The sequence below is a fragment of the Streptomyces pseudovenezuelae genome (assembly GCF_001513955.1).
Classification (GTDB): Bacteria; Actinomycetota; Actinomycetes; order Streptomycetales; family Streptomycetaceae; genus Streptomyces; species Streptomyces pseudovenezuelae.
On the sequence record NZ_KQ948146.1, the window covers coordinates 454,335 to 475,954 of the forward strand.

Annotated in this window: 23 protein-coding genes; 10 read left to right on the top strand and 13 right to left on the bottom strand. The window is 71.6% G+C overall.

All coding sequences use genetic code 11. The annotated features are described in order from the left end of the window. Positions 1-189 precede the first annotated feature (189 nt). Entirely contained in the window at positions 190-1,158 is a 969-nt protein-coding gene (locus AQI94_RS14165) for an SCO0930 family lipoprotein (RefSeq protein ID WP_031040961.1), read from the bottom strand. Positions 1,159-1,944: 786 nt separating this feature from the next. Here AQI94_RS14165 and AQI94_RS46225 point away from each other — a divergent pair. From AQI94_RS46225 to AQI94_RS14175, 3 genes are all read left to right on the top strand, one after another. After that, positions 1,945-2,076: a hypothetical protein gene (locus AQI94_RS46225; protein ID WP_263973302.1), complete on the top strand. Its 132-nt coding sequence runs from the start codon at positions 1,945-1,947 to the stop codon at positions 2,074-2,076. Between the two features lie 21 nt (positions 2,077-2,097). Further along, entirely contained in the window at positions 2,098-2,862 is a 765-nt protein-coding gene (locus AQI94_RS14170; RefSeq protein WP_107064221.1) for a bestrophin-like domain, read from the top strand. A gap of 210 nt (positions 2,863-3,072) precedes the next feature. Then, on the top strand, positions 3,073-3,606 hold the full coding sequence (locus AQI94_RS14175; protein ID WP_031040964.1) for a hypothetical protein: 534 nt from the start codon (positions 3,073-3,075) through the stop codon (positions 3,604-3,606). A gap of 37 nt (positions 3,607-3,643) precedes the next feature. On the opposite strand, the gene AQI94_RS14180 is transcribed toward AQI94_RS14175, so the two are convergent. Then, positions 3,644-4,135: a hypothetical protein gene (locus AQI94_RS14180; protein WP_031040965.1), complete on the bottom strand. Its 492-nt coding sequence runs from the start codon at positions 4,133-4,135 to the stop codon at positions 3,644-3,646. 333 nt (positions 4,136-4,468) lie between these two features. On the opposite strand from AQI94_RS14180, the gene AQI94_RS14185 reads away from it, so the two are divergent. After that, the gene (locus AQI94_RS14185; RefSeq protein ID WP_031040967.1) at positions 4,469-5,140 is read left to right on the top strand and encodes a class F sortase; all 672 of its coding nucleotides are present in this window, start codon (positions 4,469-4,471) and stop codon (positions 5,138-5,140) included. Positions 5,141-5,170: 30 nt separating this feature from the next. Here the strand turns inward: AQI94_RS14185 and AQI94_RS14190 are convergent, their stop codons facing one another. Then, a complete protein-coding gene (locus AQI94_RS14190; protein WP_062229748.1) occupies positions 5,171-6,040 on the bottom strand; it encodes a polysaccharide deacetylase family protein in 870 nt (289 codons plus the stop codon). A 317-nt stretch (positions 6,041-6,357) separates the two neighbouring features. Between AQI94_RS14190 and AQI94_RS14195 the strand changes: the two genes are divergently transcribed. Beyond that, positions 6,358-6,819 carry a universal stress protein gene (locus AQI94_RS14195; protein ID WP_031050027.1) on the top strand — a complete coding sequence of 154 codons (462 nt, stop codon included), beginning with the start codon at positions 6,358-6,360 and terminating at the stop codon, positions 6,817-6,819. Positions 6,820-6,840: 21 nt separating this feature from the next. Here the strand turns inward: AQI94_RS14195 and AQI94_RS14200 are convergent, their stop codons facing one another. Beyond that, complete coding sequence (locus AQI94_RS14200) at positions 6,841-7,668, bottom strand: alpha/beta fold hydrolase (protein ID WP_031050024.1); 828 nt, start codon at positions 7,666-7,668, stop codon at positions 6,841-6,843. 57 nt (positions 7,669-7,725) lie between these two features. On the opposite strand from AQI94_RS14200, the gene AQI94_RS14205 reads away from it, so the two are divergent. Beyond that, positions 7,726-8,202 carry a MarR family winged helix-turn-helix transcriptional regulator gene (locus AQI94_RS14205; RefSeq protein WP_031050021.1) on the top strand — a complete coding sequence of 159 codons (477 nt, stop codon included), beginning with the start codon at positions 7,726-7,728 and terminating at the stop codon, positions 8,200-8,202. Between the two features lies 1 nt (position 8,203). On the opposite strand, the gene AQI94_RS14210 is transcribed toward AQI94_RS14205, so the two are convergent. Beyond that, on the bottom strand, positions 8,204-9,355 hold the full coding sequence (locus AQI94_RS14210; RefSeq protein WP_031050018.1) for a CapA family protein: 1,152 nt from the start codon (positions 9,353-9,355) through the stop codon (positions 8,204-8,206). A gap of 231 nt (positions 9,356-9,586) precedes the next feature. Between AQI94_RS14210 and AQI94_RS14215 the strand changes: the two genes are divergently transcribed. From AQI94_RS14215 to AQI94_RS14225, 3 genes are all read left to right on the top strand, one after another. Then, positions 9,587-10,132 (top strand): sigma-70 family RNA polymerase sigma factor, encoded by a 546-nt coding sequence (locus tag AQI94_RS14215; RefSeq protein WP_031050016.1) that lies wholly within the window; start codon positions 9,587-9,589, stop codon positions 10,130-10,132. Between the two features lie 135 nt (positions 10,133-10,267). Next, on the top strand, positions 10,268-10,783 hold the full coding sequence (locus AQI94_RS14220) for a hypothetical protein (RefSeq protein WP_031050013.1): 516 nt from the start codon (positions 10,268-10,270) through the stop codon (positions 10,781-10,783). Positions 10,784-10,934: 151 nt separating this feature from the next. Beyond that, positions 10,935-11,588 (top strand): zf-HC2 domain-containing protein, encoded by a 654-nt coding sequence (locus AQI94_RS14225; protein WP_031050010.1) that lies wholly within the window; start codon positions 10,935-10,937, stop codon positions 11,586-11,588. Positions 11,589-11,598: 10 nt separating this feature from the next. Here the strand turns inward: AQI94_RS14225 and AQI94_RS14230 are convergent, their stop codons facing one another. From AQI94_RS14230 to AQI94_RS14240, 3 genes are all read right to left on the bottom strand, one after another. Next, positions 11,599-12,462: an Fpg/Nei family DNA glycosylase gene (locus AQI94_RS14230; RefSeq protein ID WP_031050007.1), complete on the bottom strand. Its 864-nt coding sequence runs from the start codon at positions 12,460-12,462 to the stop codon at positions 11,599-11,601. A 31-nt stretch (positions 12,463-12,493) separates the two neighbouring features. After that, positions 12,494-14,581 carry a SpoIIE family protein phosphatase gene (locus AQI94_RS14235; protein ID WP_031050006.1) on the bottom strand — a complete coding sequence of 696 codons (2,088 nt, stop codon included), beginning with the start codon at positions 14,579-14,581 and terminating at the stop codon, positions 12,494-12,496. 62 nt (positions 14,582-14,643) lie between these two features. Beyond that, positions 14,644-15,834, bottom strand: a complete 1,191-nt coding sequence (locus AQI94_RS14240; RefSeq protein WP_062229749.1) for a DUF6777 domain-containing protein — start codon at positions 15,832-15,834, stop codon at positions 14,644-14,646. Positions 15,835-15,967: 133 nt separating this feature from the next. On the opposite strand from AQI94_RS14240, the gene AQI94_RS14245 reads away from it, so the two are divergent. Further along, complete coding sequence (locus AQI94_RS14245; protein ID WP_031036375.1) at positions 15,968-17,395, top strand: lipase maturation factor family protein; 1,428 nt, start codon at positions 15,968-15,970, stop codon at positions 17,393-17,395. Here AQI94_RS14245 and AQI94_RS14250 read toward each other — a convergent pair. From AQI94_RS14250 to AQI94_RS14270, 5 genes are read right to left on the bottom strand one after another with little or no spacing between them, the layout of a single operon-like run. After that, positions 17,383-18,219, bottom strand: coding sequence for an amidohydrolase family protein (locus AQI94_RS14250; protein ID WP_031036377.1), 837 nt, complete (start codon positions 18,217-18,219; stop codon positions 17,383-17,385). The two genes, AQI94_RS14245 and AQI94_RS14250, sit on opposite strands and share 13 nt — an antisense overlap. Next, entirely contained in the window at positions 18,216-18,530 is a 315-nt protein-coding gene (locus AQI94_RS14255; protein ID WP_031036381.1) for an L-rhamnose mutarotase, read from the bottom strand. The genes AQI94_RS14250 and AQI94_RS14255 overlap by 4 nt, the downstream gene beginning before the upstream one ends. Next, the gene (locus AQI94_RS14260; RefSeq protein ID WP_031036385.1) at positions 18,527-19,495 is read right to left on the bottom strand and encodes an aldo/keto reductase; all 969 of its coding nucleotides are present in this window, start codon (positions 19,493-19,495) and stop codon (positions 18,527-18,529) included. The genes AQI94_RS14255 and AQI94_RS14260 overlap by 4 nt, the downstream gene beginning before the upstream one ends. Then, positions 19,492-20,247 (bottom strand): SDR family NAD(P)-dependent oxidoreductase, encoded by a 756-nt coding sequence (locus AQI94_RS14265; protein WP_031036388.1) that lies wholly within the window; start codon positions 20,245-20,247, stop codon positions 19,492-19,494. Before AQI94_RS14265 ends, AQI94_RS14260 begins: the two co-directional genes overlap by 4 nt. Further along, positions 20,244-21,593 (bottom strand): L-fuconate dehydratase, encoded by a 1,350-nt coding sequence (locus tag AQI94_RS14270; RefSeq protein WP_031036391.1) that lies wholly within the window; start codon positions 21,591-21,593, stop codon positions 20,244-20,246. The genes AQI94_RS14265 and AQI94_RS14270 overlap by 4 nt, the downstream gene beginning before the upstream one ends. Between the last annotated feature and the right edge of the window lie 27 nt (positions 21,594-21,620).

A 21,620-nucleotide genomic window follows, 5' to 3' on the forward strand; every position in this document is an offset into this window, starting at 1 on the left:
CCGGTCACTGCCCGCGGCACGTGCCGCCTGGAAGTTGCTGTGGCTGCTCGACGAAACGTAGCCGCCACGCTCCGGAGAGTTCCGGAACGGGCGGCGAATCGCGGGGAGTTGGGGGGAATGACGGCAAAACCGGTCCGACCCCTCCATGCGGTGCGGAGGGGTCGGACCGGTGCGGCGGTGAGGCCGGTGTCACTTGTCGGAGACGCCGACCATCTCTCCGTTGGGACGGACGGCGTACCAGGTGCCGCCGACACCCTGGCCGTTGGTGTCGCCTGGCTGCTTGTCGGCCGCGAAGGTGTAGATGGGCGAGCAGTTGACCGTCTGCTGCCTGACCCCGTCGGAGCGGGTGAAGCTCATCAGGCCCTTCTTCTGGACGCCCTTGGTGTCGTTCGCCGACACCGGCGCGACGGCCGGCCACTTCTCCAGACAGGCACCGGTGCAGTTGGAGACGGGCTTGGGCCAGGCCTTGTCCTTGGCGAAGCGGTAGACCGTCATGCCGTTCTTGTCGACGACGATCTCGCCGAGGTTCGGGTCGTTGCGCGTGGACAGTCCGGGCAGGCTGGCGACGGACGCCTTCTTGCCCGTGGGCGCCAGCGCGTACCACTTGCCGCCCACGCCCTGGCCGGTCAGGTCGCCCGCCTTGGTGTCCTTGGCGTAGCGGTAGGCCGGCCAGCCGGCGATGGTCAGCTGCTTGCTGCCGTCGGCCCGGGTCACCTCGCCGAGCAGCGCCTTGTCGATGCCGGCACCGGCCGAGGCGTCGTCCGCGGGCACGGGCGGCCAGGCCGTCGCACAGTCACCGTTGCAGTTCGACTTCGGCGGCTCGGCGGTGTCCTCGTCGAAGCGGTAGAGGCTGAGACCGGTGGCATCGGTCAGCACGTCCCCGAGTTCGGCGTTCGCGGAGACCTGCAGCTTGCCGGCCGAGGCGGACTGGGCTCCCAGGTTCCCCTGGCCGATCGCGGTGGAACTCGCCGTCGGACTGGGGCTGGTCCCGGTACCGACACCGGAGCCGACCCCGCCGTAACCGCCCGCCGCCGCCGTGGCGCCGACGTTCTGGCTGCCCACCGACGAGGTGCCGCCTTCCTGACCGCACGCCGTCGTCAGTGCCAGCACCGCCGCGGCGCTTGCCACGAGTGAGGCGCTCCGCCAGGAGGTCTTCATCGTCAACTCCCCATAATTCATAAGGGTGTTGCAGCGCCCTGCTGCGCCGCCGCACGACCATGGATACGCAGCGGACCAGGGGTTGTGTTCAACGGTACGGATATTTCTTTTCCGGAGGCTGTGACCACACCCGCCTCAAACCGCACAGACGTACGCCTCCTCGGACGGACGGTCGCTCAGGATTCAAACACCGGGCTGCCTTTTATCCCTCCTTCGGAGCAATCTCTTCGCGCCCGCGCGTAAGACGGCGGGACAGGCCTCATGATCTCCGTCGTGCATCGACCCGAATCACCCCAATCCGCCACCGCCATACGCGCGTTGGCCCTGCTGACCTTGTCGTGGGCGCTGATCGGCCCCACGGCGGGGGTGGCCGAGGCGGATGCCTGCGCCTACGCCTCGGTCGGTCCCGGCGGCGCCGAGGTGGTGGCGGTCGCCGGAAACCTCGCCTGGCCCACTCTCCCGCCCTGCCCGAAACCGAAACCCACGCCCCCACCCACGCCCACCCCCACTCCCCCAGAGCCCCCGTGCACTCCACCCCCCTCTCCCACCCTTACACCGAAGCCGCCGCCGACGCACAAGCCGCCGAAGCCCAGGCCCACCCCGACGCCGAAGCCACCGCCTCCCCCACCGCCGCCGCCCGCACCGGCACCTCCGCCGGCGCCACCCCGGGCGCGGCCGACTCCACCTCCCGCACCCACCCCGACCCCGACTCCCACCCCGACCCCGACGCCGGCCCCGACGCGGACGCCGCCGCCCAGGCCGGCTCCGGGCCCCTCCGCGCCCCCGGTGAGCTACCCGGCCTACCACCACGCGAAGGCACCCGACCGACCCACCCACAGCACGACCTCGCCCGTGATCTACGTCCTGCTCATCACCGCGCCCGCGGTGGTCGCCGTGGCCGCCCTGCGGCCCCGCTAGTGCCGACCCTGGAGGCATCCCTTGCCGGAATGGCTTGTTCTCATCCTCGCGATGCTGGCCGCGTGCGCGGTGGTGGTCGCCATCACGCTCGTCCGCCACAAGGCGGCACCCGTGGACGAGGACCCCAGCGAAACCCCGGACGTCATCGAGTACATGACGATGTGGATCGGGGTCGTGTACGCCATCGTCCTGGGTCTGGCCATCGCGGGTGTGTGGGAGGCCCGCAGCGCGGCCCAGGACCACGTCCAGGCGGAGGCGCAGGCGCTGCACGAGATCTCGGAGCGGGTCCAGGTCTACCCGGCCGACGTCCGTGACCGCATTCGGGCCGATGTCAACGCCTATGTCGGACACGTCGTCACGACCGAGTGGAAGGAGATGGCCGACCACCGCCGTATGACCGGGACGGGCACCGAGCTCCTCGACCGGATCCGCACGGACGTCACCTCCTACGAGCCGAAGACCGACTTCGAGGCGCAGGCCTACCAGCCGCTCGTCGACCAGGTGGCCGCCGTCGACCAGGCCCGCAACGCCCGCGCGGACTCGGTCGAGCCGACCATGCCCGGGGTGGTTTGGTTCGGGTTGCTGGGCGGCGGTGTGGTCACCATCGGGATGGTCTTCGCGCTGCAGATCCGGCGTACGACACGCGAACTGATCCTGGCCGGCCTGTTCTCCGCGCTGATCGCCTTCCTGCTCTTCCTGATCTGGGACTTCGACGCTCCCTACAGCCGCGGCATCACGGCGTCGGCGGAGCCGTTCTTCGCCCTCTTCCCGGACATCAAGGGCTGACGGCCCGCGCACCGCGGTTATCGCCCGAGGGGGGCGTCCGATGTCCGACACGCCGTCGGCGTCCCCTGAGCGGCCCACACCTATACCCCATTCGGAGCGACAGGGATCGCGCAAACGTACACCTGTTCCTAGCGTTTCGGTCATCGAGGTGCATTTCTGGCGTAGGCGGAACAGGTCCGCAGCTGCTCCTCGGGGACCGGAGGAACCACCATGCGCGCGATACGCGTCGCTTCGGCCGCTCTGCTGGGCGTGACCGCCCTGACCCTGTCCGCACCGGCCGCCGTGGCGAAGGGCGACAACGACGTCACGCCCTTCGGCTTCAGCGTCCTGCCCTCGACCATCGCCCCGGGCGGACAGGTGGCACTGCTGCTGGAACGGGACCACGGTGGCTGCAAGGGCTCGGCGACCGTCACCTCGGGGGTGTTCGACACCATCACCATCCCGCCGCGCAAGAGCCAGGCGACGGTCGTGGTCGACTGGGACGCCAGACCCGGTGCGGTCTACCGGGTGACCTTCACCTGTGACGGCGTCAACGGCTCCACGGGCCTGACCATCTCCGGGCTCCGCCCGCTCGACCCCACACCGGTGCCGCTCGAACCCGACCGGGGCGTGCACGCCGGTGAGGGCGGCAGCCTCGCCGGGTTCGACGCCAAGGAGCTCGGCATGGGCGCCCTGCTGATCGTGGGCTCGGTCGGGGCGGCGTACTACTTCTCCCGTCGGCGCGGCGGCGAGGACGGCGCCTGACGGCTCGTGCGGCCGTGAGTCTCCGAAGGGGCGGAGATCAGATGTGCCTCTCGGACCTCCGGCGCATCCAGAACACCCCGCCGCCGATGACGGCCAGCGCCACCAGACCGCTGCCGATGGCCATGTCGGTCGGGGTGGCCCCGCTGGAGCTGCTGCCGCCGAGGCCACCACGGACCCCGCCGATGACGGTGAAGGCCGTGGGGTTGATCACGGTGCCGTTGCCGCAGACGACGCTGATGCTGTGCGATCCGGTGGCCGCGTCCCGGTTGACCGTGGCGCGCCCCGTCGCCATGTTGTTGGCCCCTGTCGTCAGCCTGGTCGTCCGGAACGCGTCCGAGCTCGCGGTGGCGTTGCCGGTGCAGTTGTTGACGGTGATGGTCAGTTGGCCGCCCCGGGCGATGACGTTGGGAAGGGCGACGACATTGCTCGGGTTCAGGTTCATGCCGTCCCGCGCGACGGCCGCCGGGGCGGCGAGTCCGAGCACGGCGACTGCGGCACCGGCGGCCGCCAGGGCACGAGTAGTACGCATGTGAATCCTCCGCGGGAGACGCCCCGGGAACGGTCCCCGGTGGATCGGCGAGAAAACGCCTCCCAGAAATACCCTCAGACGCCTTGCGCAGGACCGCATTTCGACAATGCTCCGTCCTGGTGAGAGGACACGCCGAAGGAAAAGCACACAATCGGATATCTTCGCAGGTCACGGACCGTCAGAAAATTCCTGTTCACGGCAACTCGGATGGCTCACCACCCGCGTTCGGGGGCCACCCGTTCGCCACCGACCCGTCGCCGGTTGCGTGCGCGGGACTTAGCGTTCTCCTATGCGCGAATGACACGGCGACGGCCGCGTCGAGAGGGGAAGTCAATGTCTGCGTCCGAGCTGGCCGATCTGGCCGAAGTGGAGGAGCAGCGGAAGAAGCGCGCTCCCTGGGGCGTGATAGCGCTTGTTCTGCTGACCGGCCTCGCGCTCATTCGGAACGGTTCGGGGGAGTTCGACGTCGGGCCGCCGCAGCCCGCGTCGGCGGCCGCCGCGGACAGCCGGGTGCACGGCACCGTCTTCGGTCACGCCCCCGCTCCCCTGCCGTTCGCCGTGCCCGACCGGGTCTCCATCCCGGCGATCCGGGTCGACGCGCCGATGGTGCCGGTCGGCCTGGACCCGGACGGCTGGGTCGGCGCGCCGCCGCCGGAGGACCCGAACCTGGCCGGCTGGTTCACCGGCGCGGTCTCCCCGGGCGAGAAGGGCACCGCGGTCGTCGTCGGCCATGTCGACAACAAACAGGGCCCCGCCGTGTTCTACGGACTCGGGGCCCTGAAGAAGGGAAATCGCGTCGAGGTCAGGCGCAAGGACGGAAAGACGGCGGTCTTCGAGATCTACGGCATCGAGGTCTTCGAGAAGAGCAATTTCCCCGGTGACCGTGTCTACGGCTCCAAGGGAACCCCCGAATTGCGGGTCATCACCTGTGGAGGTGGTTTCTCCAAGCAGAGCGGCTACGCGGGAAATGTCGTCGCCTTCGCCCGCCTGGTCGAGGTCCGCTGAGCGTTCCCCGACCCGGCGGGCGCATTCCGGCTATACGTACTGCCGTCGTGGAACGGTGATGTGATAGCCGGAATCGATGAGGTGCGGCAGATAGTCGCGCAGCGCCCGGACACTCTGGGAGCGGTCGCCCCCGGCGTCGTGCGAGAGCACCACGACGCCGGGGGCGGCGCCGTTCTCCACCGCGCCGACGATGCGTCGCGTGCCCGGGGTGGTCCAGTCGAGGGTGTCGACGGTCCAGGCGAGGGGGTCCATGCCGAGTTCGGCGCCGAGCTGGAACGCGGCGCGGTTCCAGGCTCCGTAGGGAGCGCGGAACCATTGCGGACGCTCGCCGTAGGCGTCCTCGATGACATCGCTGGTGCGTTCCATCTCGGAGCGGATGCGGGAACGGCTCAGCCGGGTGAGCAGCGGGTGGGACCAGGTGTGGTTGCCGACGACATGTCCCTCGTCGGACATCCGGGCCAGCAGGTCCTGGTTGTCGACCGCCATCTCCCCGCACACGAAGAACATCGCGCGGACGTCGTGCTCGGCCAGTGTGTCCAGGATGTGCGGGGTGTAGCGGGGGTCGGGTCCGTCGTCGAAGGTCAGCACCATGGTCCGGCCGCGTCCGGACACCTTCAGCAACGGCTCGTGGCGTACGAGTGTCTTCCTGGGGGCGGTGGGCGGCGGGCCGTATCCGGTCAGGGGCTGGAGGCGGTAGGCCGAGGGCTTGACCGCGCGGTGGGCCGGTGGGCCGGCGGCGGGGAGCGCCGGCCGGACCGGCTCCTCGCCCGTGAGGGTCGCGAGCACTCCGGCCGCACCGGCGGCCCCGACCGCGGCGGCGCCGGCCAGCAGGGCCCGGCGCCGCGTGAGCACCACCGCCGCCTTGGACGACAGCCGTGTGAGCAACTGATCCTTCGTCATGACTCATCAGTCGCCCGGCAGAGCGCCGACGCACCTCAGCAACACCGGTGCGGCGGCACGAATACACCCGCCCGGCCCAGCGAAGGCACCCGGGCGCGGCATGGCGGGGTGTCAGGAGGAGGCCGTACAGGGTCGGTCGGCGGCGGCCCCGGCCTCGTCCCCTCCGTCGAGGCCGGGCGCCGAGGGCGGCGGCGGGCCTCCGTGGCCGCCCGTTCGCCGCCCGCCCCCCGGGTGCCCCGTTTCGGCAAAGCTTGCGCACCCAGGTCGACAGGTCCCGCGGGCCGTCCGGACCTGCGGCTTCCGATAGCCTCACAGCCGTGACGGAACAGCATGCGCACCAGTTCGAGCGGGGCACGGACGGACCCAAGGTCATCGTCGTCGGCGTGGACGGCTCCGACTCCTCGCTCCGCGCCGCGGCCTACGCCGGAGGCCTGGCCAGACGACAGCACGCACTGCTCGCCGTGGTGTACGTCCAGCCGGTGATCGCCTCGGGTGCCGCGCTCGGCGCTCCGGTCGCCGAGACCACGGACGAGATCGCCGAGGACCTGGTCGCCCAGATCCGGCATGCCACCGAGCAGAACAAGGGGATATTCGATGTGCGCTGGGAGTTCCACACCTTCCGCGGCGACCCCTACGGCGGGCTGACGAAGGCGGCCGACGAGCTCAAGGCCGACGCGGTGGTCGTCGGCGCCTCGGAGCAGGCCGGCCACCGGATCGTCGGTTCCGTGGCGGTGCGGCTGGTCAAGGCCGGGCGGTGGCCGGTGACAGTGGTGCCGTAACGGACCTGCCGAGGCGGGGTGTCAGAGCTCGCGCAGGAAGTCCAGCACGATCGCGTTGAACTCCTCGGGCTTCTCCAGGTTGGGAAAGTGCCCGGCGTCCGCGATCGTCACCGAGCGTCCGTCCGGGACCGTCCGCACGAGCCGCTCCGGCATGTCGATGCCGTCGGCCGCGTCGAGGGCACCGTGGACGGCGAGAACCGGTATGTCGATCTTCGGCACGCGGCTCCAGGGATCGTCGAGCGGGACGAGCCAGTTCGTCTCGCCGAGGGTGTGCTTGGAGATGGTGTGCGTGGCCATCTCCCGCATGTGCCGTACGACGTCGGGGTCGAGCTCGTCCACGGTGCGGTGCGGTCCGGCCACGTTCTTGGCGAAGGCCTCGATCCAGCCGGTGACATCACCGGCGGCCAGCATGCGGGCCGACTCGGCCGCGCGCTCCACCGTCCACGGGTCGGTGTACTCGAACGCGCTGGTGCCGCCTCCGCAGACGGCCAGCGCGCGGACCAGCCCGGGGTGTTCCAGCACGGTGTCGGTGGCGACGGCGGCGCCCATGCACAGACCGACGAGGACCGCGGGCCCCGCGTCGAGGTGGCGCAGCAGGTCGCCGAGGTCGTCGGCCCACCGGAAGGGCCCGCTCGCGTTGGCGGAGAAACCGTGGCCTCGCACGTCGGGCGCGATCACGCGGTAACCGGCGGAGACCAGTGCCGGTATCTGGCGGTCGAAGACCCGGTGGTCGGCGTAGCCGGGGTGCACGAGGACCACGAGGTCGCCGGTCCCGGTGTCGCGATAGGCGAGGTCGCCATCGGTAGAGGTGAAGAAACGCAGATCCGAAGCTGTCGCTGCCGTCGTCATGACAACCAAGGTGTCATAATTTCCCGCTTTTGACAACCGAGGCGTCATGATGGCCCGGTGAGCGACATGGACAAGCCACTTCCCCCCGACGAACTCGGCCACCGCGTCTCCGAGGTGTTCGACCTGGTCGGCGCGCTCTACCGGCGCGGACTGCGCAAGCTGGAGCAGGACGAGGCGGTCGCCGGGGTGTCCGTCGGCGTGCGTTCCGTGCTCGTCCTCTTGCACAGGTACGGGCCCATGACGGTTCCTCAGATGGCCCGGATCATGGCGCTGACGCGGCAGTTCGTGCAGCGCATGACCAACGAGGCGACGGAGCGGGGCTGGACCGAGGCCACCCCCAACCCCGCGCACCAGCGGTCCTCGCTGATCCGGATCACGGACGACGGCGTGGCCGTCATCACCGCGATCCTCGCGCGCGAGCACGCCCTGAACCGGCAGGTCGGCGGCGGCGAGCTGACCGACGCCGAACTCCGGGCGTGCGTGCGCGTCCTGAAGGAGATGCTGCGGACCTTCGACCACGTGGACGTGGACTGACCTACTGCCCCATCGTGAGCCCGTCCTTGGCCGCGCCCCGGCTCAGCACCACCTCCCGGATCCGGTCGCGGACGCCCTCGACATCGGCGCCCTGCGCGATCGCCCGGTTGAGGTTCACCACCCGGCCGGCGTCCACGTCGAACATCTGCGGCACGAACTCCGCCTTCGCGACCCGCCAGCGCCCGCCCGGCCTGGCGGGCGGGGCGAACGTGAAGCGGGCAAGGGTGGACTGGTTGCCGCGCGGGTCCTGGGCGCCGTCGTGGTTGAACATCTCGCCGGCGATCTGGTCGCCCATGCCGTAGACCACCCAGGTGCCGTTGACCTTCTCGTACGCCTGCGGGACATGGGCGTGGGTGCCGAGGATCAGGTCGACGTCGGGACGCCCGCCGGTACGGGCGGCGGTCAGGTCGCGGGCCAGGGCCAGCTGCTGTTCGTCGGGCGCGTCCTGCCACTCGGTGCCCCAGTGCAGCGACACGACGACCACGTCGGCGCCCGCCTTCCGGGCAGCGCGCGCGTCCGCGAGGATCTTGGTCTCGTCCATCAGGTTCACGGCCCAGGGCTGCCCCTGGGGCAGTGGGAAGCCGTTGGTGTCGTAGGTGTAGGCGAGGTGGGCGACCTTCGCCGGGCCCGCACGCAGGACGGTGACCGTACGCGCCTCGCCCTCGGTACGGGCCGAACCGGCGTGTCGTACGCCGGCGCGGTCCAGGGCGTCGAGGGTGCGGCGGATTCCCCCGGCGCCGTCGTCGAGGGTGTGGTTGGAGGCGGTGGAGCAGCCGTCGTAGCCGGTGACGGCGAGGGCCTGGGCCACCTCGGGCGGTGACTTGAAGGTCGGGTAACCGGTGTAGTCGCCGTTCGCGCCGTAGACGGTCTCCATGTGACACAGCGCCAGATCGGCGCGGGAGACGACGGAGCGGACCCCGGCCAGCATCGGGCGGAAGTCGTAGCCGTTCCCGCCCGCGTCGAAGCGGGCCCGGTCGATGATCGAGCTGTGCGGCAGGACGTCACCGGAGGCGACGAGCGTGAAGCCGTGCGGTGCGGCGGCGGCGGCCGGGGCCGGATGCCCGGGTGCCGCGTGGTCGTGCGCCTGGCAGGCCGCTCCTCCGGCGAGAAGGGCCGTGAGGGCCAGGGCAACCTGCTGTCTGCGTGCAATCATCAGCTCACCCCACTGAGGTCATATTTACTGACGAATAGGTATGAGCTTGTCCGTGTCCGCAAACGGACTGACCGCCTTGTTGACCCGTCCGGGGCGCACGGGACGCGGCACAGACGCGCGAGGGACCGGAAGGGACCGTTCACCGAACCGTTCGTCGACGCGATCGACCGTCCGCCGCAGATCCTTGTGCGTGCCCTGTCCCCCGGCCCCGCGCTGAGGTGCCATACGGCCATGACGGCCGGAACCACCCTCACGAACGGGACGACCGCCGAGCACGAGCTCGCCGCACTGCAGCGGGAGCACGGCCGGCCCCTCTTCGCGCTCCTCCTCCGGCTCAGCGACGGCGACCGGCAACGCGCCGAGGACCTCGTGCAGGAGACCCTCGTCCGCGCCTGGCAGCACCCCGAGGCACTGCGCGCCGACGACTTCGAGTCCGTACGGCCCTGGCTGCTGACGGTGGGGCGGCGGCTCGCGATCGACGCGCGGCGGGCCCGGCAGGCGCGTCCGCCCGAGGTCGGTGACGCCGTCCTGGAGAACGCGCGGGTGTGCGCCGACCACGCCGAGCGGGCGGCCGCCGCCCTCGACGTACGCGAGGCTGTGAAGACACTCACTCCGGAGCACCGTGAAGTCCTGGTGCTGGTGTATTTCCAGGGGGCGAGTGTGGCGGAGGCCGCCGAGATCCTGGGGATTCCGCCCGGTACCGTGAAGTCCCGCGCGTACTACGCGCTGCGCGCCCTGCGCCGGGTGCTTCCGGGATACGCGGCCGACCTGCGGTGAAACCAATGGGAAAGTCAAACCTCCGTAAAGCGCCTTGCTGAAGACCCCTGTTGAGTAATCGGCTGTCTTCATCCGTGTTCCGGATGGGGGCCCGGCGACGGGCGACGCGCACGCACCGGAGGAAGGCAGGAAGGGATGCTGCACAGAGGTCAAGAGAGCACGGAGGGCACCGGCGGTGGCGAACTGGTCGTCCCCATGGCCTGGTTGTACGCCGAGTACATCGCCGACGAGCTGCTGCGTTCCGGCGATCTGATGCCGCCGACGTCCTTCGAGTTCCGTGCCGGACGGGACGCGCTGGCGCTGACCGTCTTCCTCGCCGACACCGAGGGAGAGCTCTCCGGCATCCAGGTCGTCTCACAGCTGGAGAACTGGCTGTCCCTGACGGCGTACGACCAGCCGTGGCAGGACTGGGTGTGCGAGCGGATGGCCGCGCTGACCGCCGAGGCGGTCGCCACCGGCGGGCCCGCAGCGGACCTCGAACTCGCGGCCGCGGCCTGGCGCTGGCTGGAGGAGACGGAGCTGCTCGCGCCCGACCTGAACGCCGTGCCGGGCGGCGCGGCGGGGATCGGCGAGGACGAGGGTCCGAAGGTGTGGACACCGGCCTGGCAGCTCGGTCTGCCGCTCGGCCACCTCGCCATCCACCTCTTCTAGATTGCTTGCGATTCGGACCAATCCGCGGGGCCGACCGCTCCGAATCCCTTGGTCACGATTCTGTGCATGCCTTGAGTGATTCGGCGGGCTGGTGCGTACCGGTGGGAGCAAGGAGTAACCCCACCCACACCCAACGGCACGAGGTTTCGGCATGAGGTCCTTGGAGAGGCATCGCGACGTCGGCGCGTACGCGCTCGGCGTGCTGGACGAGGCGGAGGCCTTCCGCTTCGAGGACCACCTCATGGAGTGCCCCAAGTGCGCGGCACACGTGACCGAGTTCGGTCCTGTGACCCGTCAGATGATGCTGTACCGGCGGGCGACACCGCGGACCGTGCACCCGATGGCCCAGCCCGGCCCGCAGCTCCTGAACCGCCTCCTCGGCGAGGTCGCCACCCGGCACCGGGCACGGCGCAGGCGCCTGTTGTACGCGGTGGCCGCCTCGGTGGTCCTGACCGTGGGCGGTTCCACCCTCGCGATGACGACGGGCGGCGACACGCCGCCGACCAGCAGCATCGAGGCCACCGACGCCCGCTCCGGTGTGTGGGCCCAGGTCACCACCGAGGACGAGGACTGGGGCACCCAGGTGGAGCTCAGGGTCAAGGACGAGTCCGGGCCCCGCGCCTGCCACCTCGTCGCGATCAGCCACGACGGCAAGGAGGAGACCGTCACCGGCTGGAACGCCACCGGGCACGCCACCGACGACAACACCATGATGGGCAGCTCCACCTTCCACGCCGACCAGATCGACCACTACGAGGTCAGGACGTCGGGCGGGGAGCATCTGGTGACGCTGGAGCCGGGCTGACGGCGTCCGGTCACTTGAGCAGTCGCGACAACCGCCGGTCCGCCAGGGGCTTGCCGCCCGTCTGGCAGGTGGGGCAGTACTGCAGGGAGGAGTCGCTGAAGGAGACCTCCCGGATGGTGTCGCCGCAGACCGGGCAGGGATCGCCGGTGCGGCCGTGGACCCGCAGGCCGGACTTCTTCTCCGACTTCAGGCGGCCCGCCGCCACCCCTCTCGATCGTTCCACCGCCTCGGTGAGGGTGCCGCGCAGGGCCTGGTAGAGGCTCTCCGTCTCCTCGGGAGTCAGGGAAGCCGCCAGTTTGAACGGGGACATCCTCGCCGCGTGCAGGATCTCATCGCTGTAGGCGTTGCCCACCCCGGCGATGAGGCTCTGGTCGCGCAGGGCGCCCTTCAGCTGCCGGCGCTCGCCCTTGAGGAGGGCCGCGAGGCTCGCCCCGTCGAAGTCCTCGGCCAGCGGGTCGGGGCCCAGACGGGCGATGCCGGGTACGTCCTGGGGATCGGCCACCACGTACACCGCGAGGCGCTTCTGGGTACCGGCCTCGGTGAGGTCGAAGCCCGCGCCGGTCTCCAGCGCCACCCGGAGGGCGAGCGGGCCCTTGCCGGGGCGGGGCGGGCCGTCGGGGAGACGGTCCTTCCAGTGCAGCCAGCCCGCGCGGGCCAGATGGGTGACCAGGTGCGGGCCGCCGTCCGTCTCCAGGTCGAGGAACTTGCCGTGGCGGTGCACGGCGACCACCTCGCGGCCCTCGACCGCGGTCGGCGGCGGGTCGTACGTCTTCAGGACGCTGACGGCCACCGGCAGCACACGCACCATCTCGTGCCCGACCAGGTTCTCGGTCAGGAAGTCCTTGAGCGCTTCCACCTCGGGGAGTTCCGGCATACGTCCAGAGTGCCACCGGGGGCCGCTGCGGTCAGCTCCGCTCCCCCACGACGAACTCGCACCACACGCACTTCCCGCCGCCCCGCGCCTCCACGCCCCACACATCGCTCAGCAGGTCGACCAGCAGCAGGCCCCGGCCCGAGACCCCCGACTCGCCCGCCTCCCGGCGGCGCGGCAGGGCGCTGGAGGAGTCCTCCACCTCTACGCGCATCCGCCGGTCGGAGCGGGTCAGGACCCGCAGGGTGACGATGGCGGCGCCCTCGGTGTGCATCAGCGCGTTGGTGATCAGCTCGTCGGCGACGAGTTCGATCTCGTCGGAGCGCTCCCGCGCGCCCCAGGCGCCGACCGCGGCCCGGATCATGTGCCGGGCCCCGGTGAGTGCCTCGGGATCCCCGGACGCCACGTGCTGCTGGAGGCGGCCGCCGGACTGCGGGGCGTCCAGACCGCGGCGGCGCAGCAGGAGCAGTGCCACGTCGTCGTCACCGCCGCGTTCCTCGGCCACGTCGATGAGCCGGTCGGCGAGCTCCCACACGTCGGTGGGGCCCACGGCGATGAGGCTCGTGAGGGTCTGCATGCCGTCGTCGAGGTCGGCGCCGGGCTGTTCGACCAGCCCGTCGGTGCACAGCAGCAGCGTGCCCCCGGGGTCGAGTTCGAGGGTGGCGACGGGATAGTCGAGCTGCCCGAACTCGGCGGACAGCCCGAGCGGCAGTCCCCCCTCGACGGTCACCCGGCGGCAGCTGCCGTCGGCGTGCCGGACCAGGGGGTCGATGTGGCCCGCGCGGACGGCCTGGACGACTCCGGTGGCGAGGTCGGCCTCGGCGTACAGGCAGGTCGCGAAGCGGTCGGTGTCGAGCTCGTGGAGGAAGACGGAGGCCCGGGCCATCACCGTGGCCGGGGGGTGCCCCTCGGCGGCGTAGGCCCGCAGCACGATCCGCAGCTGGCCCATGACAGCGGCGGCGTGGGTGTCGTGGCCCTGGACGTCTCCGATGACGGCACCGACGCGGCCGCCGGGCAGCGGGATCAGGTCGTACCAGTCGCCGCCGATGTCCCGGGGCAGGGAACCCTCGGCGCCGGCGGCCCGGTAGCGGACGGCGACGTCGGCACCGGGGACGCTCGGGATGGTGCGCGGCAGCATGGCCTGCTGGAGACCGGTGGCGAGGTCCTTCTGCTGCTCGTAGAGCATGGCCCGCTGGAGGCTCTGGGCGATGCTGCTGCCGAGGGCGATGAGGACGTTGCGGTCCTCGGGCGTGAAACCGCGCCGGTCACTGTAGAGCAGGCCCATGGCGCCGATCGGGCGGGCCTCGGCGATCAGCGGGAGGTAGGCCGCGGAGGTGATGTCGAGGCCGGTGATGTGCGGCCACAGGATCGGGTAGCGGTCCGCGAACTCCTCCGGTGACTCGATGAACCGGGGGGTCAGCGTGCGCACGGCCTCGCTCATCGGGTAGGGCTCGTCGATCCGGGTGATGTCGGTGCCGGGCACGAAGCTGCCCGCGGGTCCCTCGGCGATCAGCCGGATGCGGCCCGCCTCGACCAGGCCCATCACCAGGCTGGTGGCGCCGAGGTGGGTGAGGCCGTGGGTGTCCTTGAGGACGTCGATGACGTCCTGGACGGTCCGGGCGTGGGCGAGGGCGGCCGTGGTGAGCTGGACGACGTTGGTCTGCCGGCGCAGGGCCTCGTCCTGGGCGGCCTGCTCCCGGCGGGCCTCCAGCTCGCCCATCTCCTGGGTGGCGTCACGGACGATCCCGATGATCCGGCGCGGACGGCCCGTCTCGTCGCGCCGGATGTACCCCTGGGTGTGGGTCCAGCGCAGGGTGCCGTCCCGGCAGCGCAGCCGGAAGTAGGTGCCGTAGTTCTCGCTGCCGTCCTTGATGGCCCGGGCGACCAGGGTGTCCAGCCGGAGTCCCTCGGCGCTCGGGACCCGGACGGCCAGGCTCACCGGGTTGCCGTCGTATTCGTCGGGGCGCAGGTCGAAGACCTCGTGGGCCTGGGCGTCCATGTGGAACAGACCGGTGTCCAGGTCCCAGTCGAAGCTGCCCATGCGGTTGAGCGCCAGGATCGGATCCGGGTGGGCGGGCCAGTCGTCCGGGAGTGACAGGGCGCTCGCTCCCCGATCAACCATGGAGCCACCTTGCCAGGATTTGCCCGATTCTTCGACCGGGGCGGCGGTGTCTTCGGCGGCCGTCAGGCACCGAGGACGTCGGTGGGGGTGTCGAAGACGGTGTCGGTGCCGGTCGGGGCGGCCGTGTCGTCGGGGATCAGCCCGCCGCCGTCGGGGAGATCCGGGGTGTCCGGGACGGTCTCGGGGCCGATCCCGGTCCCGGGGTCGACGGGGACGGGGACGGTCGTACGGCTGCCGTCCGGCGGGACCGCGGGGGTTCCGGGCCGCGTCGCGAGCGGCGGGGTGAGGGCGGCGCTCGCGGTGGGCGAGGGGCAGCTCCCGCCGTACGGCCCCTCGGTGGCCGTGGCCGTGGCCCTGGCACCGGGCCTGACGGTGGCGCCGGGCGTGGGCGTGGCGGTCGGAGGCGGGGGCGGGCAGCCGGGCGCGGGCCGCCGAGGGGCGGCGCCGAGGGACGTGTCCGGTGACGCGCTGCCGCCCGGGGGTGCCGTGGGGGTCAGCGGTTGCGGTTCCGGCGGCGGTACGGCGTGGTCGTGCCGGCAGTCGTGGTCGATCCGGCGTTCGATCCAGGAGTGGTGGACGAGGTCGATGATGGTGATGTCGGTGACGAGCTGCTCGCTGGGGGCCACCACGATCACCTCGGTGGGCCGGAACCCGGACCACGGCTGTCCGCTCATGACCGCGCCGCCCCGCATCGCCACCGGGGGCGTCAGCGGGTTGCCGCAGGCGCAGCGGACGCGCGGGACGCCCCGGTTGTCGACGAGGACGGCGGTGCCCGCCTGGAGGACCGACTGGAAGCCGCTCGCCCTGCCGTCGCGGTAGCCGTGGTCGGTGACCCGGGTGTCGGCGCGCAGGACGACCGGGGCGAGTCCGCGCAGGTAGTCCGGGACCGAGACCGGGGCGACGCCCGCGACCCGCGCGAACGCGCGCGTTCTGGAGGGGTCGGTGGTCAGGTCGTCGATCTGCCGTGCCACGTCACAGCTGCCGACGCGCTCGGTGCCTCCGTAGAGGCCGGGCGTGCCGCCGGAGACGGTCCGCGGGGCGGCCGGGTCCCGCCGGGGCACTCGGGTGAGGGGCGGGGCCGTGGTGGCCGCCGAGCGGGTGAAGGGACTCGGCCCCGCGGCCTCCGCCGGCTGGAGGAAGAGTTCACCCCGGGTCTCGACGCCGTTCTCACCCCCGGCCCCGCCGCATCCGGCGACGAGGAGTGCCGCCGCGAGCGCGCAGGCCGTGGCGAGGGTTGTGGTGGGTGTCCGCACCGCGTTCTCCCGTCCATACCGGGCAATTCATCACTATTGTCTGCTTCACTCACTTGGGTTACGCAAGCGGAAGGGAGGTACACGGAGAGTCACACAGGGTCCGGCTGGACAATGGAGGCAGGAGAGCACGGCCGTGGACTGGTTCACCGCACCCGACTACTGGCTGAGCCGGCTGGTCTTCCAGCGGGCTCTGGCGGGGCTGTACTTCGTCGCGTTCCTGGCGGCGGCCCTGCAGTTCCGGGCGCTGCTCGGGGAGCGCGGAATGCTGCCGGTCCCGCGTTTCGTGGCACGGGTGCCCTTCCGGCGGGCCCCGAGCCTGTTCCAACTCCACTACTCGGACCGGTTCTTCGCTTTGTGCGCGTGGACGGGCTGCGGGGTGTCGGCCGCGCTGGTGGCGGGCCTGGACTCCCGGCTGCCGCTGTGGGGCGGGATGCTGCTGTGGCTGGTGCCGTGGCTGCTGTATCTGTCGATCGTCAACGTGGGCCAGACCTGGTACGGCTTCGGCTGGGAGTCCCTGCTGCTCGAAGTCGGCTTCCTCGCGGTGTTCCTCGGCAACGACGACGTGGCCCCGCCGGTCGTGGTGCTGTTCCTGCTGCGCTGGGTCCTGTTCCGGGTCGAGTTCGGCGCGGGACTCATCAAGATGCGCGGCGACGCCTGCTGGCGCAAGCTCACCTGCCTGGACCACCACCACGAGACCCAGCCGATGCCGGGTCCGCTGAGCTGGTTCTTCCACCGGCTGCCGCGGCCCGTGCACCGGGTGGAGGTGGCCGCGAACCATGTCACGCAACTCGTGGTGCCCTTCCTCCTGTTCACCCCGCAGCCGGTCGCCACGGCCGCCGCGTCCCTGATGATCGTGACCCAGTTGTGGCTGGTGCTGTCGGGCAACTTCGCCTGGCTCAACTGGATCACGATCGTGCTGGCGGTGTCGGCGCTGGAACTCCCGGGCGACGCGCCGGACCTGCCCGCCACCCCGCTCTGGTACGAGGTGACGGTCCTCGCCGTCGCCGCGCTCCTCCTCGCCCTGAGCTACCACCCGGTGCGCAACATGATCACCCGGAGCCAGATCATGAACCGTTCCTTCGATCCGCTCCATCTGGTCAACACCTACGGCGCGTTCGGCAGCGTCAGCCGCATCCGCCACGAGGTGGTGGTCGAGGGCACCGCGGACGACGTGCCGCGCAGGGACTCCGAGTGGCGGGAGTACGAGTTCAAGGGCAAGCCGGGCGATCCACGGCGCTGGCCGCGCCAGTTCGCGCCCTACCATCTGCGTCTGGACTGGATGATGTGGTTCGCCGCGCTGTCCCCGGCGTACGCCGGGGCGTGGTTCGGCACGATGGTCGAGCGACTCCTGGAGAACGACCCCGCCACGCTGCGGCTGTTGCGCCGCTCCCCGTTCCCGGCGGACGAGCCGCCCCGTCATGTCCGCGCCCGACTGTTCCGGTACCGGTACACCACCTGGCGCGAGCTTCGGGAGACGGGGGCGTGCTGGGAGCGGACGTACGTGCGGGAGTTCCTGCCGCCCACACGGTTGACGCGGCCGGCCGCAGGTCAGAGGCCGTAGGTCCGGGTGGCGGTACCGCCGAGGACGTCGGCGCGTTCGGAGGTGCCGAGACCTGCGGTGAGTTCCTTCGTCACGGACATCGTCTCGCCGTAGGTGGCCCCCAGGGTGCACACCGGCCAGTCCGAGCCGAACATCAGGCGGTCCGGGCCGAAGGCGTCCAGGACGGTGTCGGCGTACGGGCGCAGGTCGTCGATCGTCCAGGTGGCGAGGTCCGCCTCGGTGACCATGCCGGAGAGTTTGCAGACGGTGTTGGGGAGGGCGGCGAGGGCACGGACGTCGGTCGCCCACGGTTCCGGACTGCCGGACGCGATGGGCGGCTTCCCCAAGTGGTCCAGGACGAAGGTGAGCTGGGGAAGCGACTCGGCCGCCTTGACGCAGGCGGGCAGTTGGTGCGGGAGGACGACCAGGTCGTAGACCAGACCCGCGTCGGCCACGGCGGTCAGGCCCCGGCGTACGTCCGGCCGCAGCAGCCACCCGGGGTCGGGCTCGCCCTGGACCTGGTGGCGGATGCCCTTGAGGCGGGTGCCGCCGGGGAGGGAGCGCAGCCGGGCCAGCTCGTCGGCGATGTCGGGGCGGGTCAGGCCCGTCCAGCCGACGACTCCGGCGATCAGCTCGTGGCCGGCCGCGAGGGCGAGGAACTCGGGAGTCTCCTCGGGCACGGTCACCGTCTGGACGAGGACGGTGCGGTCGACTCCCGCCGCGGCGGCCTCCGGCGCGAGGTCCGCCAGGGTGAAGTTCCGGCGCAGCGGGCTGTCCGAGGCGATCCAGTCCTGGTCCCGCACCGACAGGTCCCACACATGGTGGTGCGCGTCGACGACCGTCACGGCAGCTCCCACACGACGGGCAGGCCCGCGTCGGCGCCCTCGCCGGAGTAGTCGTGCACCACGTCGAGGAGTTCGGCCATGCGGGCCTGCCAGGTGACGTTCACCGGGAGTTTCTCCAGCTCGGCGAGGAGACGGCCGTAGTCCTCGCACTCCAGGACGTGGAAGAGGTCGGTGCCGCTGCGCCAGATCGTCCAGGAGGCGGCCCCGGCGGCGCGGATCGCGTCGGTGAGTTCGACGGGCACCTCGCGGTGGGCGGCCTCGTACTCCTCGACGCGGTCCGCGCGGACCTTGGTGTGCAGGGCGATCCTCATGACGGCTCCTCGGTGGTCAGGAGGCCGGTGTCGCGCAGTTCCCGCCAGAGGGCGGGCGGCACCGGGGTGGCGAACTGGTCGGCGGCGTCCTCGACTTCGGCCGCCGAGCGGGCGCCCACGAGGACGCTCGCGACGGCCGGGTGGGCGGCGCAGAAGGCGAGGGCGGCGGCCCGCAGGCCGATGCCGTGCCGCTCGGCGACCTCCCGCATGCGCAGGGCCCGGTCCAGCAGATCGCCCGGGGCCTGCGCGTAGTTGTACGTCGCCCCCGGCCTCGGGTCCGCGAGCAGACCGGAGTTGAAGGCGCCGCCGATCACCACGGAGACGCCCCGCTCGACGGCGGTGGGCAGCAGCTCGGTGAGCGCGCTCTGGTCGAGCAGGGTGTAGCGCCCGGCGCACAGCACCACGTCGACGTCGGTCTCGCGGACGAAGCGGGTGAGCATCCCGGCCTGGTTCATGCCGGCGCCGATCGCCCCGACGACCCCCTCCGAGCGGAGTTTCTCCAGGGCCGGATAGCCCTCGCGAAAGGCTTCGTCGGCGTGGTCGTCGGGGTCGTGGAGGTAGACGACGTCCACGCGGTCGAGACCGAGCCGTTCGAGGCTCGCCTCAAGGGTGCGTCGTACGCCGTCCGCGCTGAAGTCCCAGACACGGCGGCGGGCGGCGGGGACCGCGAAGCCGTCCGCCAGGTCGTCGCCGCCGTGCGTGGACGGCTCCAGTCGGCGGCCGACCTTCGTGGAGACGGTGAACTCCGCGCGCGGGAAGGCGCTCAGGGCCTCCCCCAGTCTGCGTTCCGACAGGCCCAGTCCGTAGTGCGGGGCGGTGTCGAAGTAGCGGATGCCGCGCTGCCAGGCGGCGGTGACCGCCTCGTGGGCCTGCTCGTCGGGCACCTCGGTGAAAAGGTTGCCGATGACGGCGGCGCCGAAGCCCAGCCCGCTGACCGGGACGCCGCTGCTGCCGAGGGTGTTCACCGGCCCACCGGCCTCAGACGCAGTCCCTGCATGCCGCCGTCGACGGCGAGGGAGGTGCCGGTGGTGGCGCCGGAGAGCGGGCTCGCCAGGTAGGCGATGGCCCCCGCGACCTCGTCGGCCGAGACGAGGCGGCCGGTGGGCTGGCGGGCCTCCAGGGCGGCGCGTTCGGCGGCCGGGTCGGGCGCCTTGGCGAGCAGGCGGCCGATCCACGGGGTGTCCGCGGTGCCGGGGTTGACGCAGTTCACGCGGATGCCCTCGCGGACGTGGTCGGCGGCCATGGCGAGCGTCAGGGAGTACACCGCCCCCTTGCTCGCGCAGTACAGCGCCCGCTGCGGAAGCCCGGCGGTGGCCCCGATCGACGAGGTGTTCACGATCGCCGCGTGCGCCGACTCGCGCAGGTGGGGCAGGGCGGCGCGGGCGACCCGGACCATGCCGACCACGTTGACGTCGAGGACGCGGTGCCATTCCGCGTCGTCGTTGTCGGCCACGGTGCCCTGGGCGCCGATACCCGCGTTGTTGACCAGGACGTCGAGTCCGCCCAGGTCGGCCGCGGCCGCGGCGACGGCCGCGCGCACGGAGTCGTCGTCGCTGACGTCGGCGCGGTACGCCAGCAGCGGCTTCTCGACGGACGAGGGGTCCAGGTCGAGGACGGCGACCCGGGCGCCGCGTGCGGCGAGGAGTTCCGCGGTGGCCCGGCCGATGCCGGAGGCGCCGCCGGTCACCAGAGCCCTCAGGCCCTCGAAGTCGCTCATGCCGCCTGCCCCTTCTTGTGTGTGCCGTCGGCGAGGTCCTCTGCCCAGAAGGCGCCGGCCGGGAACGTGTACCGCGCGATGGACTCCGGGCGCATGGCCGCCGAGAAGCCGGGGCCGGTGGGTGCCCTGTAGTGGCCCGCGCGGATCACCACGGGATCGAGGAAGTGGTCGTGCAGATGGTCGACGTACTCGATGACCCGGTCCTCGGTCGTGCCGGTGACGGCCACGTAGTCGAACATCGAGAGGTGCTGGACGAGTTCGCACAGACCGACCCCGCCCGCGTGCGGGCAGACCGGCACGCCGAACTTGGCGGCGAGCAGCAGGATGGCGAGGTTCTCGTTGACGCCGCCGACGCGGGCCGCGTCGATCTGGACGATGTCGAGGGCGCCTGCCTGGAGGAGCTGCTTGAAGACGACCCGGTTCTGGACGTGCTCACCGGTGGCCACCTTCACCGGGGCGACCGCCTCGCGGATCGCCGCGTGGCCGAGGATGTCGTCGGGGCTGGTGGGCTCCTCGATCCAGTACGGGTCGAACTCGGCGAGCGCCCGGGTCCAGCGGATCGCCTCGTCGACGTCCCAGCGCTGGTTGGCGTCGATCGCCATGCGGATGCCGGGGCCGACGACCTGGCGGGCGACGCGGCAGCGCCGTATGTCGTCCGCCAGATCGGCGCCGACCTTGAGCTTGATCTGCCGGAAGCCGTCGGTGACGGCCGCGGCGGCGAGCCGGGTGAGTTTCTCGTCGTCGTAGCCGAGCCAGCCGGCGGAGGTGGTGTACGCCGGGTAGCCGGTCGCGAGGAGTTTCGCGACCCGCTCGTCGGCCCCCTCGCGTCCCCGGCGCAGGATCTCAAGGGCCTCCCGAGGGGTGAGCGCGTCCGTGAGGTAGCGGAAGTCGATCTGGCCGACCAGCCACTCGGGGTCCCCCTCGGCGAGGAGCCGCCACAGCGGCTTGCCGGCGCGCTTGGCGGCCAGGTCCCACACGGCGTTGACGACCGCGCCGATCGCCATGTGCATCACGCCCTTCTCGGGGCCGAGCCAGCGCAGCTGGCTGTCGCCGATCAGGTCGCGGTTCAACGTCCCCGGGTCCGCGCACAGTTCGTCGACGGACCGGCCGACCACATGCCCGCGCAGCGCCTCGATCGCGGCGACCTGGACCTCGTTGCCCCGCCCGATGGTGAAGGTGAACCCGTGCCCCTCGTGCCCGTCGGCCGCGTCGGTGCGGAGCACGACATAGGCCGCCGAGTAGTCGGGGTCCGGGTTCATCGCGTCGGAGCCGTCGAGCTCGCGCGAGGTGGGGAAGCGGATGTCGTAGGTGTCTACCGCGGTGACACGGGCGGGGGTAGAGGACACGGAAGGCCTTTCGGTAGGGGACGGAGC